Annotated in this window: 17 protein-coding genes; 11 read left to right on the forward strand and 6 right to left on the reverse strand. The window is 65.8% G+C overall.

Annotated elements, in window-relative coordinates; translation table 11 throughout:
* Positions 1-60: 60 nt before the first annotated feature.
* The 3 genes from BM348_RS03680 to BM348_RS03690 all read left to right on the forward strand — a co-directional run bounded on the left by BM348_RS03680 (position 61) and on the right by BM348_RS03690 (position 2572).
* On the forward strand, positions 61-828 hold the full coding sequence (locus BM348_RS03680; protein WP_092902109.1) for a Nif3-like dinuclear metal center hexameric protein: 768 nt from the start codon (positions 61-63) through the stop codon (positions 826-828).
* Between the two features lie 99 nt (positions 829-927).
* On the forward strand, positions 928-1446 hold the full coding sequence (locus BM348_RS03685; protein ID WP_092902111.1) for a GNAT family N-acetyltransferase: 519 nt from the start codon (positions 928-930) through the stop codon (positions 1444-1446).
* A gap of 58 nt (positions 1447-1504) precedes the next feature.
* Positions 1505-2572, forward strand: a complete 1068-nt coding sequence (locus BM348_RS03690) for a deoxyhypusine synthase (RefSeq protein WP_092902114.1) — start codon at positions 1505-1507, stop codon at positions 2570-2572.
* Positions 2573-2608: 36 nt separating this feature from the next.
* On the opposite strand, the gene BM348_RS03695 is transcribed toward BM348_RS03690, so the two are convergent.
* Entirely contained in the window at positions 2609-3400 is a 792-nt protein-coding gene (locus BM348_RS03695; protein ID WP_092902117.1) for a helix-turn-helix transcriptional regulator, read from the reverse strand.
* Positions 3401-3630: 230 nt separating this feature from the next.
* On the opposite strand from BM348_RS03695, the gene BM348_RS03700 reads away from it, so the two are divergent.
* Positions 3631-4623 (forward strand): DMT family transporter, encoded by a 993-nt coding sequence (locus tag BM348_RS03700; protein WP_092902120.1) that lies wholly within the window; start codon positions 3631-3633, stop codon positions 4621-4623.
* A 15-nt stretch (positions 4624-4638) separates the two neighbouring features.
* Here BM348_RS03700 and BM348_RS03705 read toward each other — a convergent pair whose 3' ends face one another.
* Complete coding sequence (locus BM348_RS03705; protein WP_092902123.1) at positions 4639-4920, reverse strand: hypothetical protein; 282 nt, start codon at positions 4918-4920, stop codon at positions 4639-4641.
* Positions 4921-4962: 42 nt separating this feature from the next.
* Positions 4963-5517 (reverse strand): metal-dependent hydrolase, encoded by a 555-nt coding sequence (locus BM348_RS03710; protein ID WP_175507091.1) that lies wholly within the window; start codon positions 5515-5517, stop codon positions 4963-4965.
* Between the two features lie 175 nt (positions 5518-5692).
* Here BM348_RS03710 and BM348_RS03715 point away from each other — a divergent pair, with 175 nt between their 5' ends.
* Positions 5693-6547, forward strand: coding sequence for a hypothetical protein (locus tag BM348_RS03715; RefSeq protein ID WP_175507092.1), 855 nt, complete (start codon positions 5693-5695; stop codon positions 6545-6547).
* Between the two features lie 177 nt (positions 6548-6724).
* Here BM348_RS03715 and BM348_RS03720 read toward each other — a convergent pair whose 3' ends face one another.
* Positions 6725-7267, reverse strand: a complete 543-nt coding sequence (locus tag BM348_RS03720) for a deoxyuridine 5'-triphosphate nucleotidohydrolase (RefSeq protein ID WP_281244675.1) — start codon at positions 7265-7267, stop codon at positions 6725-6727.
* Positions 7268-7499: 232 nt separating this feature from the next.
* Here BM348_RS03720 and BM348_RS03725 point away from each other — a divergent pair, with 232 nt between their 5' ends.
* Together BM348_RS03725 and BM348_RS03730 are read left to right on the forward strand one after the other, a co-directional pair.
* Complete coding sequence (locus BM348_RS03725; protein ID WP_092902129.1) at positions 7500-9470, forward strand: aconitate hydratase; 1971 nt, start codon at positions 7500-7502, stop codon at positions 9468-9470.
* Between the two features lie 156 nt (positions 9471-9626).
* The gene (locus tag BM348_RS03730) at positions 9627-10547 is read left to right on the forward strand and encodes an LLM class oxidoreductase (RefSeq protein ID WP_092902132.1); all 921 of its coding nucleotides are present in this window, start codon (positions 9627-9629) and stop codon (positions 10545-10547) included.
* A gap of 142 nt (positions 10548-10689) precedes the next feature.
* Here BM348_RS03730 and BM348_RS03735 read toward each other — a convergent pair whose 3' ends face one another.
* Positions 10690-10953 (reverse strand): DUF7533 family protein, encoded by a 264-nt coding sequence (locus BM348_RS03735; protein ID WP_092902135.1) that lies wholly within the window; start codon positions 10951-10953, stop codon positions 10690-10692.
* Between the two features lie 94 nt (positions 10954-11047).
* Between BM348_RS03735 and BM348_RS03740 the strand changes: the two genes are divergently transcribed.
* Together BM348_RS03740 and BM348_RS03745 are read left to right on the forward strand one after the other, a co-directional pair.
* On the forward strand, positions 11048-11650 hold the full coding sequence (locus BM348_RS03740) for a riboflavin synthase (protein WP_092902138.1): 603 nt from the start codon (positions 11048-11050) through the stop codon (positions 11648-11650).
* A gap of 91 nt (positions 11651-11741) precedes the next feature.
* A complete protein-coding gene (locus tag BM348_RS03745) occupies positions 11742-12371 on the forward strand; it encodes an SDR family oxidoreductase (protein ID WP_092902141.1) in 630 nt (209 codons plus the stop codon).
* 99 nt (positions 12372-12470) lie between these two features.
* Here BM348_RS03745 and BM348_RS03750 read toward each other — a convergent pair whose 3' ends face one another.
* On the reverse strand, positions 12471-13487 hold the full coding sequence (locus BM348_RS03750) for a PrsW family intramembrane metalloprotease (protein WP_092902144.1): 1017 nt from the start codon (positions 13485-13487) through the stop codon (positions 12471-12473).
* A gap of 85 nt (positions 13488-13572) precedes the next feature.
* On the opposite strand from BM348_RS03750, the gene BM348_RS03755 reads away from it, so the two are divergent.
* The gene (locus tag BM348_RS03755; protein WP_092902146.1) at positions 13573-13950 is read left to right on the forward strand and encodes a DUF7532 family protein; all 378 of its coding nucleotides are present in this window, start codon (positions 13573-13575) and stop codon (positions 13948-13950) included.
* A gap of 49 nt (positions 13951-13999) precedes the next feature.
* On the forward strand, positions 14000-15460 hold the full coding sequence (locus tag BM348_RS03760) for a DUF402 domain-containing protein (RefSeq protein WP_092902148.1): 1461 nt from the start codon (positions 14000-14002) through the stop codon (positions 15458-15460).
* The last annotated feature ends 55 nt before the right edge of the window (positions 15461-15515 follow it).

The raw sequence follows: 15515 nt of genomic DNA on the forward strand, positions 1-15515 counted from the left end.
CCTCGGGCGATGGCACTCTCGACGCACACTTACAAGTCTCGGGAGTTCGAATCCCCGCGTATGGAACTCGCCGAATTCTCGGCTCGACTCGACGAGGAACTCCGGACGGCCGATTATGCGGATATCGATGCGAGCGCGAACGGACTCCAGGTCGGCCCCGCCGAGGGCGAACTCGAGCACGTCGCCTTCGCCGTCGACGGTGTCGCCGAAACTATCGAGGGAGCGATCGACGCCGGTGCCGACGCGCTGGTCGTCCACCACGGTATCTCTTGGGGCGGCTTCGACCGCGTGACGGGTCGGAAGTACGAACGCATCGCACCGCTGATCGAAAACGACGTCGCGCTGTACGTCTCGCATCTCCCGCTGGACGGCCACCAGGACCACGGTAACGCGGCCGGGGTCGCCGACGTGTTGGGTCTCGAGAACCGCTCGCCGTTCGGTGAACTCGGGCCGGAGTACATCGGCCAGCGCGGGACCGCCCTCGAGTCGTTCTCGCTCGAATCGGTCTGTGACCGCCTCGAGTCGGAACTCGATACGGGCGATCGACAGGTACGGGGTCTCGGATTCGGGCCCGAGGAGATCTCGGAAGTCGCGATCGTCACCGGCAGCGGAACCGACTGGCTCGAGGACGCCGTCGACGCGGGCGTCGACGCGTTCGTCACCGGGGAGGGGAAACAGAAAGTCTACCACGAGGCTCAGGAGGCGGGTATCAACGTCGTACTGGCGGGCCACTACGCGACCGAAACGTTCGGCGTCCAGTCGCTTCAGGAGTTGGTCGAGGAGTGGGGCCTCGAGACGACGTATCTCGACGTGCCGACCGGGCTATAGTTCCCTTCATCTCCTCCGTTAGTCGTTGATCCATTCCTTGTGAAATCCACAACCATTTATGTGAAAATATTTATTGAATTTCCGAATCCACATTCCGATATGGCTTCGCCGTTGTCTCTCAGACGATACCGGCCCGCCGATACCGACCGAATTCTTGAACTCCACGAGGAAGCGATGCGGGATGTCGGATCGTTCATCGACGGCGCACCGGACCCGGATCTCGAGGATATCGAAGGGGCGTATCTCGAGAACGGGGGCGATTTTCTCGTCGGTGAAGTCGATACTCAAATCGTTGCAATGGGTGCGTTTCGACCCGCAGAGGGGTATATCACGGAGTTTTTCGAGGACCTCTCCGACACGACGGCGGAACTTAAACGGATGCGCGTCGACCCGGCCCACCAACGGCGAGGGCACGGCCAACGAGTGTATGACGCCCTCGAACGACGCGCGATCGAAGCAGGCTATTCAGACATCGTTCTCGATACGACGCCCAAACAAACCGGCGCACAGCGGTTCTACGAGAGCAATTCGTTCGAAGAGGTACAACGACGGCAGGTCGAGTTTTGCGGGGACGAGTTCACGATGATTCTGTATCGAAAATCGTTCCCGAACGACTAGCCCCGCCCTCGAGCGCAGAACCGCGGCGTTCAACACGATCGGTCCCCCATCCGCGAGTATGACCGACGAGCACGATCACGCTGACGCACGCGACGAGGGCGACCACGACGGCGAGCACGCCCACGGGTCGGACGAGGGCCGAGAGACGTTCTCCTACGACCCGATCGGCCACGCCGAGGCTCGAGCCGGGATGACCGTCGGCGAACTGGCAGACGAATACGGGAACGCGGGCGTCGGCGCGGCGAACATCCACGAGGCCGTCTCGGTCACGGAGGCGATGTTCGACGACGGCGTGACTGTCTTCTTCGGCCTCGCGGGCGCGATGGTGCCGACCGGAATGCGACGCATCGTCGCCGACCTGATTCGGGATGGCTACATCGACGCGCTCGTGACGACCGGGGCAAACCTGACCCACGACAGCATCGAGGCGATCGGGGGCAAACACCACCACGGATCGGTGACTGCCGAGGGGAAGACCGAGCGCGAGCACGACGAGACGCTGCGCGACGAGGGCGTCGATCGGATTTACAACGTCTACCTTCCGCAGGAGTTCTTCGCCACGTTCGAGTCCCACCTCCGGGAGGAGGTCTTCCCGCCGCTCGAGGCCGAGGGCGTCGTCCCTATCCAACGGCTGACCGAAGAACTCGGACGGGCCAACGCGGCGGTCAACGACCGGGAGAACGTCGCGGAGGGCCCCGGTATCGCCGCCGCGGCCTACGAGAACGACGTACCGATCTACTGTCCGGCGATTCAGGACTCGGTGCTCGGCCTGCAGGCGTGGATGTACTCCCAGACGAGCGACTTCTCGCTCGACGCGCTCGCCGACATGACCGCGCTGACCGACATCGCCTACGATTCCGAGGAGGCGGGCGCGTTCGTCGTCGGCGGCGGCGTCCCGAAGAACTTCACCCTCCAGACGATGCTCGTCACGCCCGGCGCGTACGACTACGCCGTCCAGTTGACGATGGACCCCAAACAGACAGGCGGTCTGTCGGGGGCCACTCTCGAGGAGGCGCGCTCGTGGGGCAAACTCGAGAAAGACGCCCGAAACGTCTCGGTCTACGGCGACGCGACCATCTCGCTCCCGCTCGTGATCGCGGCCGCTCGAGAGCGCCTCGAGAACTGAGCCGTCTCCCGCACCGCTTTTCGCCGCCTACACTGCTCACTCGAGGTCGCTCGCCTCGAGCGGTCGCGCCCGGTCCCAGTAGCGTTCGTGGAGATCCCGTCCCCACGCGCGAACCCGTTCGTCGTCGGTGTCGAGCGCCGCTTGCAACACCCCGTCGTCGTCTCGAACCATGAGGCTGAGCACGTCGTCGGCGATGGTCACGGCGTGGGGAACGTCGCCGTCGACGACGCGAACCGCGGCCCGGTCGGCCTCGAGGAGGTCGCAAAGCAGGTCCCCGAGAGACTGGTCGTCCGCGAGGGCGTCGATCGCGGTCGTCGAGAAGACGCCGTCGAAGCGCTGTCCGTTCTCGTTGACCCCCCGGTGGATCGTCTCGAGGCTCCGCTCGTTGAACGCGTGGGAGACGATTCGAACGGAATCGGCGCCTCGGATCGTGTCCGTGACCCGGCTGACCGGCGCGCCCGGTCGCGTCTGGGACGGAACGGTGATCGTCGCGTCCCTGAGCGCGAGCAGGTCGAAGTCCATCTCGTCGGTCGGCAACCACGGAACCACGTCTCGCAGGGTCAGTTCCGTCTCGACGATCTCCCGCAGGTCCGTAAAGCCGGCCGCGACGAGCCGTCCGGTGGCGGTCACGTCGTAGCCCTCGTCCATCCTCGCGATCCAGTTCCGGTCCTCGAAATCCCGAAGGATGCGCCCGAGCGTCGGCTGTGAGGCCCCCGTCTCGCCCTCGAGTTCGCGCCGCGTGGCCGGCGCGTCCCGGAGCGCGTTCAACACCGCGATCCGATTCGGAGAGAGCGCGAGAAATTCGATCTCCTCGAGTGCGCGGTCCATACGCGTCGTTTGCCCCCTCGATAGAAATGCGTTTTGGGCCGTGAATAAATTTCACACCGTGAACGATTGCGCCGCTCGAAAGGATAGCGCGCCGCACCACTGTTTCTTACTCTGAAATATTTACTGAATTAATTTACGTGCGTCGGCCTCGTTCGGTCACATACACGATGATCTGGAACCTCCTTTCGTCTATTCGGACTGCTCGAGAACCGTGTCGGGTGGTGAGCTAGATGTCCCGAACGCGGGTCGCCGTTTCGTTCGTCCTCGCGAGCGTCTTCTTCGGCGGGACGTTCGTCGCCGCGAAAGCGGGACAGGCGTACATCCCGCCGCTGCTTTTCGTCGCGTTGCGCTTCGATATCGCGGCCGTTCTTCTCCTCGCGTACGCCGCAGTGACGACGCCGCGAGCGGATCTCGTCCCGCGAACGCGAGGCGACATCGCCGGCATCATCGCCGCCGGCGTCTTCGCGATCGGACTGGCGAATGCGCTCCTGTTCGTCGGTCAGGGGTACGTCTCGAGCGCGGTCGGGTCGATCGTCTTCAGTCTCGTCCCGATCTTCTCGCCGCTTTTCGCCGGCGTCTTGCTCGCCGACGAGCGACTGACGCCAGCGGGGGCGGTCGGTACCGCGGTCGGACTCGTCGGCGTCGCGATGGTGATCGGAATCGATCCCGGGAACCTCTCGAGCGCGCTCGACTACGGCACCGCCATCGTCTTCGGCGGCGCCGTCAGCGCCGCGCTCGGCGGCGTCCTGATTCGACGCGCCGAGACGACGACCTCGAGTACGGTTCGAACCGCCTGGGCGCTTCCCGTCAGCGCGCTCTTGCTCCACGCGCTGAGTGTCGGCGCGGGCGAGTCGGCCGCCGCGATCGAGTGGACCGCCGGGGCGGTCGTCGCGCTGGTCTACGTCGGCGTCTTCGCTGGTGCGATCGCCTACATCGCGTACTTCGACCTCATCGACGAGGTCGGGGCGATCCGCTCGAGCCTCACCTTCTACGCCAGCCCCGCGGTCGCCGCGATCGGCGGGTGGCTCGTTCTGGGCGAACAGCTTTCGGGACTCGCGGTCGCCGGATTCGCGGTGATCCTCGCGGGGTTCACGATCATCGGCTACCGCACGGTCGTGCCCGCACTCGAGGGAGCCGTTCTTCGGGCGATCCACCGCCTTCCGCCGATCCGCCTTCTGGGCGACGACCGCCGCGAGTCGGGGTTCGAGACCGACGGCGACTGACACTTGCGGTCGCCACTACAGGACGTGATTTCGCACCGCCGCGACCGAGTGCGGCCAGTCGTCCTCGAGCGCTCCTAACGCGGCCTCGACTGCCGCCGGATTCGCCCGCATCCACGCCTCTTCCTCGTCGAGCGTCTCCGACCACTCCGCCTGCGAGTCGATGCCGAAATCAGCGGCCGTGTACGCGTCGCCGTCGACGGTGACGGTGCTGTGAACGTCGCCGCAGTTCGAACACCGCGTGGAAGCGATGATGAAGTACCGCTCGAGGCGTTTCGCGACCGAGTCGTGTTCGCTCATAGCGGGTCTGGCCTTGTTTTCGCTTAAGAAGTCTCGGGGCGCTCACTCGAGCCACTCGGGCGTCCACTCGACGAGCCGCCGGCGAACGAGCGCGTACGCGACCGAGACGGCGATGCCGACGACGATGACGGCGCTCACCCAGCCGTCGAAGACGAGTAGCCCGGGCACCGCGAGCCCGACCGCCAGGGCGGCGTCTTCCGGAGCACCGTCGTATCGGATCCACCGACGCGGTCGGATCCACGTAGAGCGGACGTGATCGTAGACTGCGCGCTCGCTTCGGTGAGTCCACGGGTCCATCTCGGGACCCCCTCCGAGCGCGTCGCTAGCCGAGTGGAGCCAGGCGGCGACCGCGGCGGCCGCGAGCGCGGCGGTGATCGCCGCCGGAACGAGCAGTGCGACGACGATACCGAGCGCGGCGAGGGGTGCGCCGAGCACGGGCGCGTGAAAGGTCCGCCGGTGCTCGAGGAAGAGATCGAAGTCGGGGGCGAGTCCGCCACAGATCGCGCCGACGGCGAGCGGGGCCGCGAGTTCGGGACCGGCGTAGGCGACCGGGGCGACGACGGCCAGCCCCGCGAACACGTGCGTCGTCGCCATCATACCGGGACGGACGCCCGCGAGCGGGAAAACTGTGTGCGAATCGGCGGACGATTCGACGCAGCAATTATGGTTGCGTCCCGTCCTAGTCCGACCCGTCCGATGGCTGTCCGTCGCAGACGCGAACTCGCGTTCGAAATCTCGGTGGTGGAGCGATGACGTCCGCGGTGATGGGGCGATGACGTTGCGCGAGCGAGCCGGGAGCGGCGAGCCGACCCACCGGCTCGTCACTCGGTCCCTTCCTGGGGTCAAAGATTGGGACGACACCGGCCGCGTGACCGCCGAAAACCGGGTCGTCGATCTCCTCCTCGAGTACGGATCCGCTGTCCACCTTCGAATCGATTCGAAGCACGATCAGTTCGAAACCGTCAGCGGCGAGTTAGCGCGGGTGCCGGAATCGGAGCAAGTCTTCGCCGGCTCCGGACGGGAGTACCGGGCGTCGCTACCGACGGATCGGCCGCTCGTCGAGTCGGTGCTGGAGATCGCTGTCGGTGATACCGACGGGTGGACCGACCGCACGTTCTCCCTCGAGGCCTTCGCGATCCTGACCGAGCAGTCGTGGCTGTATTACTCGGTCCCTCACGAGACGCATATCCGCGAGTGCAACGCGAGCGAGCTCGACAGACTCGTCGCGACGCTGAACGAAGCGCTGGAGCGGGTCCCCGGATCGGCCGTCGTTCCCGTCGATGGGGTCGCCGCGTGGACGAGCGACGGAGCGAACTACAAACTGACGTGGGATCGTCTGAAGCGCGATCCGAACGCCAACGGCTATGTTGCGTACGATCTCGAGCGCCTCCAGCGCGTTCGCGTGGCAACGACGGAATCCGTCCTTCGGTTCGACTGGAAACCGGCGTCTGCCGAATCGGTGTTCCGCCGAGCATGGTGGTGGCTTCGCGACTCCGAATCGGCGAGGCCGCCGACCCGCGTTCGCGTTCCCGACGCAGTGCGGGCTCGTGAGATCCTCGACGCGTTTGATCGGCTCCGATCGTCGCTCGCGTATTCGTACGAAGTAGGGAATCCCGGCTCGAGGTAGCGGAGCTCGACTCAAGATAGCGGAGCTGGACTCGAGGTAGTAGCGTTCGACTCGAGGTGCCGACGGGCGAGTCGGACGAAAATCCGCGGAAGTCGAACAAAACTCGGACGACGGTGCCGACGGGCGAGTCGGACGAAAATCCGCGGAAGTCGAACAAAACTCGGACGACGGCGCCGACTAGCGTCCCTCGAGGTTCTCGCCCTGATAGCTCCCGTCGTAGGTCTCTTCGTGGTCGGCCTCGACGAGCACCAGCTGGGCGATACGGGCGCCGCGCTGGATCTCGATGTCGTGGTGGACCTGCAGGAGTCCCTCGCCGCGGCCCTCGTAGCCGGCGTCCCAGACTGCCGTGTTGAGCATACAGGAGTTGCGCATGAGCGACGAGCGCGGATAGACGAACCCGATGTGGCCGTCGGGGATCTCGATCCGCTCGCCGTAGCGAGCGACGTAGGCTCCCTCGGGGAGGTAGTACGTCTGGGGCACCTTCTCCTCGAGTTCCTCGAGCGGGCGGGCGACCCGCTCGCCGACCGATTTGCCGTCTTTCGTGATGCGACCTGGCTCGAGTTGCTCGAAGACGATCTCGAGGGTGAGATCGACGCCGTTTGGCTGGATCTGCTCGTCGGTCGCCGGCGAAACGTGGTCGGCGACGAAGGCACCGGAACGGAACATACGCTCGAGAACGGAACGGGACCGGGAAAAACGTGTCGCGTTCTTCCGGGTCAGTTCCGGTGTCACATTCTCTCAGGAGGGATACCGCTCGTTCACGTCTGTCGTGGGTCGAACGCACACGGTGTAGCCGTCCCTCGTACGATGGGCTCGAAAACAGCTATAAACGGACGTGTACTTCCGACGCAACATTTGCGCCAACAGTGGCCGTTTTTCCCGGAACTAGCATGGTCGACCCGGATAGAAACACGCTGGATTTATCAGGACGGAAAGCCGAGATCCGGACGCTATGGGACAGACTCTTACCGAAAAGATTCTCGAGGATCACCTCGTCGAGGGCGAACTCGAAACTGGCGAGGAGATCGGCATCGAGATCGATCAGGTTCTGACACAGGATACAACTGGGACGATGGTTTGGCTCCAGTTCGAAGCGATGGGACTGGACGAGGTCCAGACCGAGATCGCTGCCCAGTACTGCGACCACCAGACCTACCAGTTCGACTTCAAGAACACGGACGACCACCGCTTCCTGCGCTCTGCGGCCGGCACCTTCGGTGCCCACTTCTCCCGGCCCGGAAACGGTATCTGTCACAACGTCCACCGCGAGAACTTCGCCGCGCCCGGCAAGACGCTGCTCGGCTCGGACAGCCACACCCCGACCCCCGGCGGACTCGGTGAACTCGCGATCGGCGCCGGCGGTATCGACATCACCGTCGCGATGGGCGGCGCGCCCTACTACGTCGAGATGCCCGAAGTCGTCAACGTTCGCCTCGAGGGCGAGCTTCCAGAGTGGGCGACCGCGAAGGACGTCATCCTCGAGATGCTCCGACGGCTCACCGTCAAAGGCGGCGTCGGCAAGATTCTCGAGTACACCGGCCCCGGCGTCGAGACGCTCACCGCACCCGAGCGGATGACGATCACCAACATGGGGACGGAACTCGGTGCGACGACGTCGATCTTCCCGACCGACCACCAGACCGAGGACTACCTCGAACGGCTCGGTCGCGGAGACGAGTACGTCGAATTGCAGCCCGACGACGACGCGGAGTACGACGACGAGATCGTCGTCGACCTCTCGGACCTCGAGCCGCTGGTCGCCCAGCCATCGATGCCCGACAAGGTCGTTCCCGTCAGCGAGGTCGCCGGACAGGACGTCGAGCAGGTCATCGTCGGCTCCTGTACCAACGGCGGCTACGAGGACATCCTCCCCGTCGCCAAGATGCTCGAAGGTCGCGAGGTCGCGATGGAAACCGAGACGATCGTCGCGCCCGGTTCCAAGCAGGCCTCCGAGATGCTCGCCCGAGACGGCTGGGTCGCCGAGATGATGGCGGCCGGCGTCAACTTCTCCGAGGCGACCTGCGGTGCCTGTATCGGGATCGGCCACGTGCCGGCCTCCGATTCGGTCTCCATGCGAACCTTCAACCGTAACTTCGAGGGCCGCTCGGGCATCGAGGACGACAACGTCTTCCTCTGCTCGCCCGAGGTCGCCGCCGCCGCGTCGATCGCCGGCGAAATCGTCGACCCGCGGGATCTCGAGGACGAACTCGACGACCTCGAGGCACCGGGCGTCGAACTCCCCGACGAGTACGACGGCTCCAAGACCGACCTCATCGCGCCCGACGAGGCGGTCGACGACGAACTCATCAAAGGACCGAACATCGGCGACGTCCCGATCCGAGACCAGCTCGGCTCGGACGTCTCCGGTGAGGCGCTCCTGAAGATGGAAGACAACATCACGACCGACCACATCATCCCTGCGACTCAGGACATCCTGATGTACCGGTCGAACGTGCCGAAACTCTCCGAGTTCACCCTCTCGCGGGTCGACGACACGTTCGCCGAGCGCGCGCTCGAGGCCGACGGCGGCTTCCTCGTCGCTGGCGAGAACTACGGACAGGGCTCCTCGCGCGAACACGCGGCACTCTGTCCGATGTACCTCGGCATCGAGGGCGTCCTCGCACAGAGCTTCGCCCGGATCCACCGCGCGAACCTCTTTAACTTCGGTATCGTCCCGCTGACGATCGACGAGGACACCTACGAGAACATCGATCAGGGCGACGAGATCGAAGTCGTCGACGACGTCTACGAGGCCGTCTCGAGCGGACAGGAGGAGTTCACCGTCCGCGTCAACGACGACTACGAGATCACGGCGACGCTCGACGCCTCCCAGCGCGAACGCGACATTCTCGCCGCCGGCGGCAAGCTCTCCTGGACGCGAGATCAGGCCGAAGGAAGCGGCGCAGCGCCCGCCGACGACTGATCGGACTCGACGGGTATCGGGCCTGCGGAGTTTCCGCCGTTCGGCTCGCGGTTTTGCGGTTTTCCTTTCTTTCGCTGTCGTTCCCCGAGCGGATAGGTTCCGATCTGGTCGCCCTCGAGCAGTTATTTACGAAGCTGAGCGCTATTGACTATCCGAATGCCTGAATACGAGAACGCGGGCTACCGGCGACTGTTCGGGGGCGACGGACTCACGTTCGGGACTGGATTTCCGCTTACGGGATCGAATCGCTCGAGGCCGGACGTCGACGAGGAGTTGCGACTCGCCGAGCGCGCCGAGTCGCTCGGATTCGACGCGCTCTGGTGTCGAGACGTGCCGACCTACTGGCCGAAATTCGGCGACGCGGGCCAGACGTTCGACCCGTGGACGTGGCTCTCGCAGGTCGCCGCCGTCACCGACGAGATCGCGCTCGGCACGGCGAGTATCGTCCTCTCGCTTCGCCACCCCCTCCACGTCGCCAAGGCCGCGGCGAGCATCGATCGGCTCTCTTCGGGCCGGCTCGTCCTCGGCGTGGCGACCGGCGACAGGGACCCCGAGTTCCCCGCCTTCGGCGTCGATCCCGAGGATCGAGGCGCGCTCTTTCGGGACGCGATAGAGGTGCTCCGCGCGGTCTGGCGCGAGGACGCGCCCGAACTCGAGACCCGGTGGGGTCGGCTCGCGGGCGATCTCGAGATCGTTCCGAAGCCGACGACAGAGACGCTTCCCCTGCTGCCGACGGGCCACGCCCGGCAGGACCTCGAGTGGATCGCCGACCGCGGCGACGGCTGGTTGTTCTATCACCTGCCGGAGCCGACCCTCGAGAGTTTCCTCTCGGACTGGCGCGACCTCGCGGGCGAGAAGCCGTTCTGCATGGCGATGGGCGTCGAGTTCGCCGACGATCCCAACGCCGATCCGACGCCGATTCATCAGGGAATGCGGGCCGGATCCGAGTGGTTCCGCGAGTACTTTCGGGGTCTACGGGATATGGGCGTCGACCACGTCATCGTCAATCTCGCCAACGAGGATCGAGAGCGGGCGCTCGAGACGTTCGAGGCCGAGATACTTGCCGAACTATCGTAACCCGATCACGTGATCTGACGGTCTTTCACGGTGGGCGTCCGCGGTTTCGTTCGCGGTTATCATTCGTGGCGGCCGTTCGCAGTGATCGTCCTTGTCGCCCGTCCGAGAACTAGTGTTCGAGAACCAGTTCGGGAGAATCAGCTCACTCCCTCTCTGTCGACTCGTCGGCGTCGGAGTCGGGTTCGCTCGCGACCGACCCGGCGACGCGTTTGGCGACCATCGTGGGTACGTCGGACGGCATCGTGAGCAGCCGATCGAAGAGGACGAGCCCGACCGCGAGGACGAGCAACGCGCCGCCGATGAGCGGTTCGTCGCGGACGAACACGAACTCGAGCCCGGCGAGGGCGGCGGGGATCGCGAAGACGAGAATGCCCGCGAATTTGATCGTGTCGATGATGCCGGCCATTGGATCGGGGTATGGCCGACAGCCTCAAAAAGACGCCGACGTCTACCGACCCGGAACGGCTTTGGCTCGCGACCCGCCTATCTCTAGTCAGGACATGTTCACGGGAATCGTCGAGGAGACCGGGGAGATACTCGCGCGCGAGCAGACCGACGACGGCCTCCGATACCGAATCGGTGCCGAGGCGGTCGCCGCGGGCCTCGAGCACGGCCAGAGCATCAGCGTCAGCGGGGCCTGTCTCACGGTCGAACGGTTCGAAGAGCGCTCGTGGTTCGAGGTCTTTCTCGCCAGCGAGACGGTCGAGCGGACCTACCTCGGCGACCTCGGTGAGGGCGACCTCGTCAATCTCGAGCGCGCGATGCCCGCCGACGGCCGGTTCGACGGCCACGTGGTCCAGGGCCACGTCGACGCCGTCGCGACGGTCGAGTCGATCGAATCCGTCGGCGAGGACTGGTACTTCGAGTTCGCGCTCCCCGAGGGGTACGACCGCTACGTCGTCGAGAAGGGGTCGATCACCCTCGACGGTATCAGCCTCACGGTCGCGGATCTCGCCAGCGACGGGAACGTGACGGTTGCGATCATCCCGACCACCTACGACGAGACCGCCCTCTCCGAGAAATCGCCCGGCGACCCGGTCCACCTCGAGGTCGACGTGCTCGCGAAGTACGTCGAACGGTTGGTGGAATCGCACCTCGAGTAACCGTTCTCCACCGGAACTGACCGCCCTCCGACCCGACCGATCCCGTTCGCCGGCAGAAAGCTATTCCGACGCCGGGACCGAAACGAGACCCATGCGAGTTCTCGTTGCGGGCGCTCACGGACAGGTCGGACAGCACGTCACGAGCATCGTGGCCGACAGTGCCCACGACGCGCGGGGCATGGTCAGAAGCGAGTCCCAAGTCGAGGACATCGAATCGCTCGGGGCCGAACCCGTGGTCGCGGACCTGACGGAGGAGGTCGGCCACGCCGTGGAGGGCTGTGACGCCATCGTGTTCGCCGCCGGCTCGGGGGGTGACGCCGTCTGGGACGTCGACCGCGACGGGGCGATACGCCTCGTCGAAGCCGCCGAGCGCCGGGGCGTCGACCGGTTCGTCATGCTCAGTTCCCTCGGTGCGGACACGCCGTCTATGGCCCCCGAGGCGCTTCGCGACTATCTGAACGCGAAAGCCGAGGCGGACGAGCGGCTTCGGGAGAGCGACCTCACGTACACCATCGTTCGCCCCGGCGAACTCACCACCGAGGAGGGGACGGGTCGCGTTCGGACGGCCGCGGATCTCGAGCGGAAAGACGGCGACATTTCGCGCGAAGATGTCGCGTGCGTGCTCGTGACCGCGATCCCAATGGAGAGCACGTACGACCGTACCTTCGAGGTGCTCTCGGGCGACGAGCCGATCGAAACGGCGCTCGAGAATCCGCTTTGAGGGGAGCGGCGCGCGAGGAGTGTGGCGTGCGAGGAGTAACTGGTGAACGTTCTCGCGAGCCGACGCCGCCCCGTCGCGGAGCCGACTCGAGAGAGCCGCCTACCGCTGGCTCGGCTCGAACTCCGTCTTCTCGGGCGTCAGATCCCGATTCCCCGCGTCGTCTCGAACTTCGCGGTAGGTCCGGCGGTAGCGGTCGATTTTTCGATAGAGGTAGTAGCCGAAGACGGCGTTGAAGACGATAATGAAGCCCACGAACGCGACGCCGGGACCGATCGGGAGCAATGCCGTCCCCAGTCCGGGGACGAACTGCACGCTGAAGTTGTACGTACCGTGGATGATGGCGGCGATGAGGATCCCCTTGACGACGAGGGGGCCGGCGTTGCGCGGGTTGAACTTCGCCAGCCCGAGGTAGAAGCCGGCGATCGTCGAGTAGATGACGTGGCCGGGACCCGCGAGCGCTCTGGTCGTCGCGATCTCGCTTGCGCCGACGAGGAGTCCGGTGCCGGCCTCGAGGTCGGCGAGGTAGCCGCCGATGTAGATGGCGTTTTCGATGGAGGCGAATCCGAGGCCCGCGATCGCGCCGTAGACCGCGCCGTCGATTACCGCGTCGAAGCTGTCGCTTCGATAGGCGTAGACGCGCACGGCGACCATCTTGATCGTCTCCTCGACGGGGCCGACGACCAGGAAGAAAAACAGGAAACTACCGAGGAGCGTCGCCTCACTGATGAACAGCCCAGCGCCGGAGTTGACGATCGCGGCGACAGGCGCGAGCAGGATTATGAGGACGTAGGTCGCGACGAGAAGTCCGAGCGGCTCTTTGGTCGTGATATCGGCGTACCAGACGTACGCCGCGAGCAGCGCGGCGGGGACAACCGAGAGCAGGAAGAAGACGCTCACGAGCGGTTCCTCGGCGACGACGATAGCCGGGGACAGCAAAATCGCGGCCGTGATGATCACCGCGGTCAGCAGGAGGATAGCGGGCAACCCGTAGCTGATACCGTCGTAAACCCTGCAGGCGACCCTGTCGAGCACCGTTCGCGGTTCCCAGGTCGATATCTCCTGTAAGTCCCTCGAGTCTTCCGCGGACCGTTCGATCAGATCGCGTCGCCGTGCCATACCTATCGCATTACGGCCGCCCGGAAAGACGTTTTCGCCGTCTGAACACGGAATCCACAAAGGCCTGCCCGCCGAACGGATGCGTATGCACTTCGACCAACGAACCCAGCGCGCGCTTCGAGACGTCGGCCTCGAGACCGCGGACCTCCGCGAGGCGTCCGCGGCCGTCGTCGACGCCGTCGAGGCCGACGCCGAGGCGCTCGAGTCCTTCTTCGAGGCACACGAGACGGTCTACTCCGATATGGACATGGCCCACTCGAGCGAGACGTACCCCGAACACGCCGTCGACTATCTGGATCTGATGACCCACGCAGACGAGATGCGCGGCTGGCTCCGCTTCGATAGCTGGGGCGTCTACGTCGAGGACGGGCGGGTCCTCGAGGACGACTACGTCGAGTTGACGCTCGGCCCGACGATCGACGGCCGGGTCAGATTCGCACCGGATCGCGACACGCTGCGATGATCGGGGACGGTTCCGCGGCCGCCCAGCGGTCACGACCGGAGGGCGACCGATGACGTCGGTTCGCGTTCGGGGCATCTACACGACGGCGCTCACCCGCCTGCTCACCGAGGCCGGGTTCGACGTCGTCCAGGCCTCCGAGCCGATCCGCGAGCGCTTCGACGACGAGTTCGCGGTCGCCCCCGCAGCGGTCGCCCTCGAGACGACCCGTGACAGACAGGGCGTCGGGATCTCGGGTCCGCCGGCGGCCGTCGAGGCGGTCGCCGACGAACTCGAGGCCCTCGCGATCGACACCTTTCGGTGGGAGAGCGAGACACCCGAGGGTGCCGTCTTCGACGCCGAGGTTCTCGAGGCTGCGGGCGGCAGCGGCGCGGTCGTCGATCTCGGCGACGGGCGTCGGGGCTATCTCAACTACGACGACGCGGACGGCTACGTCGACTCCGGCGATCAGTACCGCCTGCAGGTTCGCGACTCGGCCCCGCCGTGGACCGACGACCGCCCGCGGGTCGTCTCGACTCGCCAGATTCGCGGCGGACTCTGTACCCTCTCCCGAGATCGGAACGGAATTTCGGCCGCGCTTTCGGGCGAGCGCGCGAACGAACTCGTCGGTATGACGGACCTGCTCTCGACGGACGTTCCAGAGGGGTGGGGGCTCCGCTGGCACCACGCCGCCGCGGACGCGGACCTCGAGGCGCTGGGCGAGGCGCTCCAGCGGGTCGTCGACCGCGCCACGGCGCTCGAGGACGAACTGGCCGACGCACCCGACGAACCGGGCGAGCCGTCGCAGCTGGTCGCGCCGCGGTCGACGGTCTGGCTGTGGTTCGGTCGGCGCTCTCGGTTCGCACTCGACGAGGCCCGTCGCGCCGTCGAGACGACGATGCCGGGCCATCACCGGACCAAGGCCGCCGACAGGGCGGCGAGTTCGGCGGTCGACTTCGCGGAGGCCGTCTGTGCCACTCCCGCGGCCGCGTTCGATGCGGGCGACGCGTCCGAGTCGGGTGCGGACGCCGGGTTCCCTTTCGCCGCCGTCGCCGAACAGTTCGGTCCCGTTTCGGGCGATCGGCTCGAGATCGGCCACGGGAAACCCGACGGGAGGCTGTTCTCGCTCGGCTCCGGCACCGTCACCGAGTGGGACCCTGAGGGTAAACTCACGCTCGAGCGCTCGATGAGCGCAGGCGGCAGCTACGACGCGCTCGGAACCCCCAAGGAGGACGGCGATACGGCCGTGACGAAGTTCCGCGAGGGCCGCTGGTGGTACCCGACGACGTACAAGGCTGACGACGGTTCGACGAAGGGAACCTACGTCAACGTCTGTACCCCGGTCGAGCTCTTTCCCGGGGCGGCCCGGTACGTCGACCTCTATATCGACGTGATTCGTTCGCCCGAGGGGGACGTCGAAATCGTGGATGGAGCCGAACTCGAGGCCGCTGTCGAGGACGGACTCGTTTCGACGGCGCTCGCGGAGAAGGCGCGGAACGTCGCCGAGGCCGTCGAGCGCGCGCTCTCGAAGTAGCGGCGCAGTCTCTGTGGAGCGGGGCACAGTCACTACCGGTTACACCGCGCTCGAG

Origin of the sequence: Halostagnicola kamekurae (assembly GCF_900116205.1) — an archaeon.
Classification (GTDB): Archaea; Halobacteriota; Halobacteria; order Halobacteriales; family Natrialbaceae; genus Halostagnicola; species Halostagnicola kamekurae.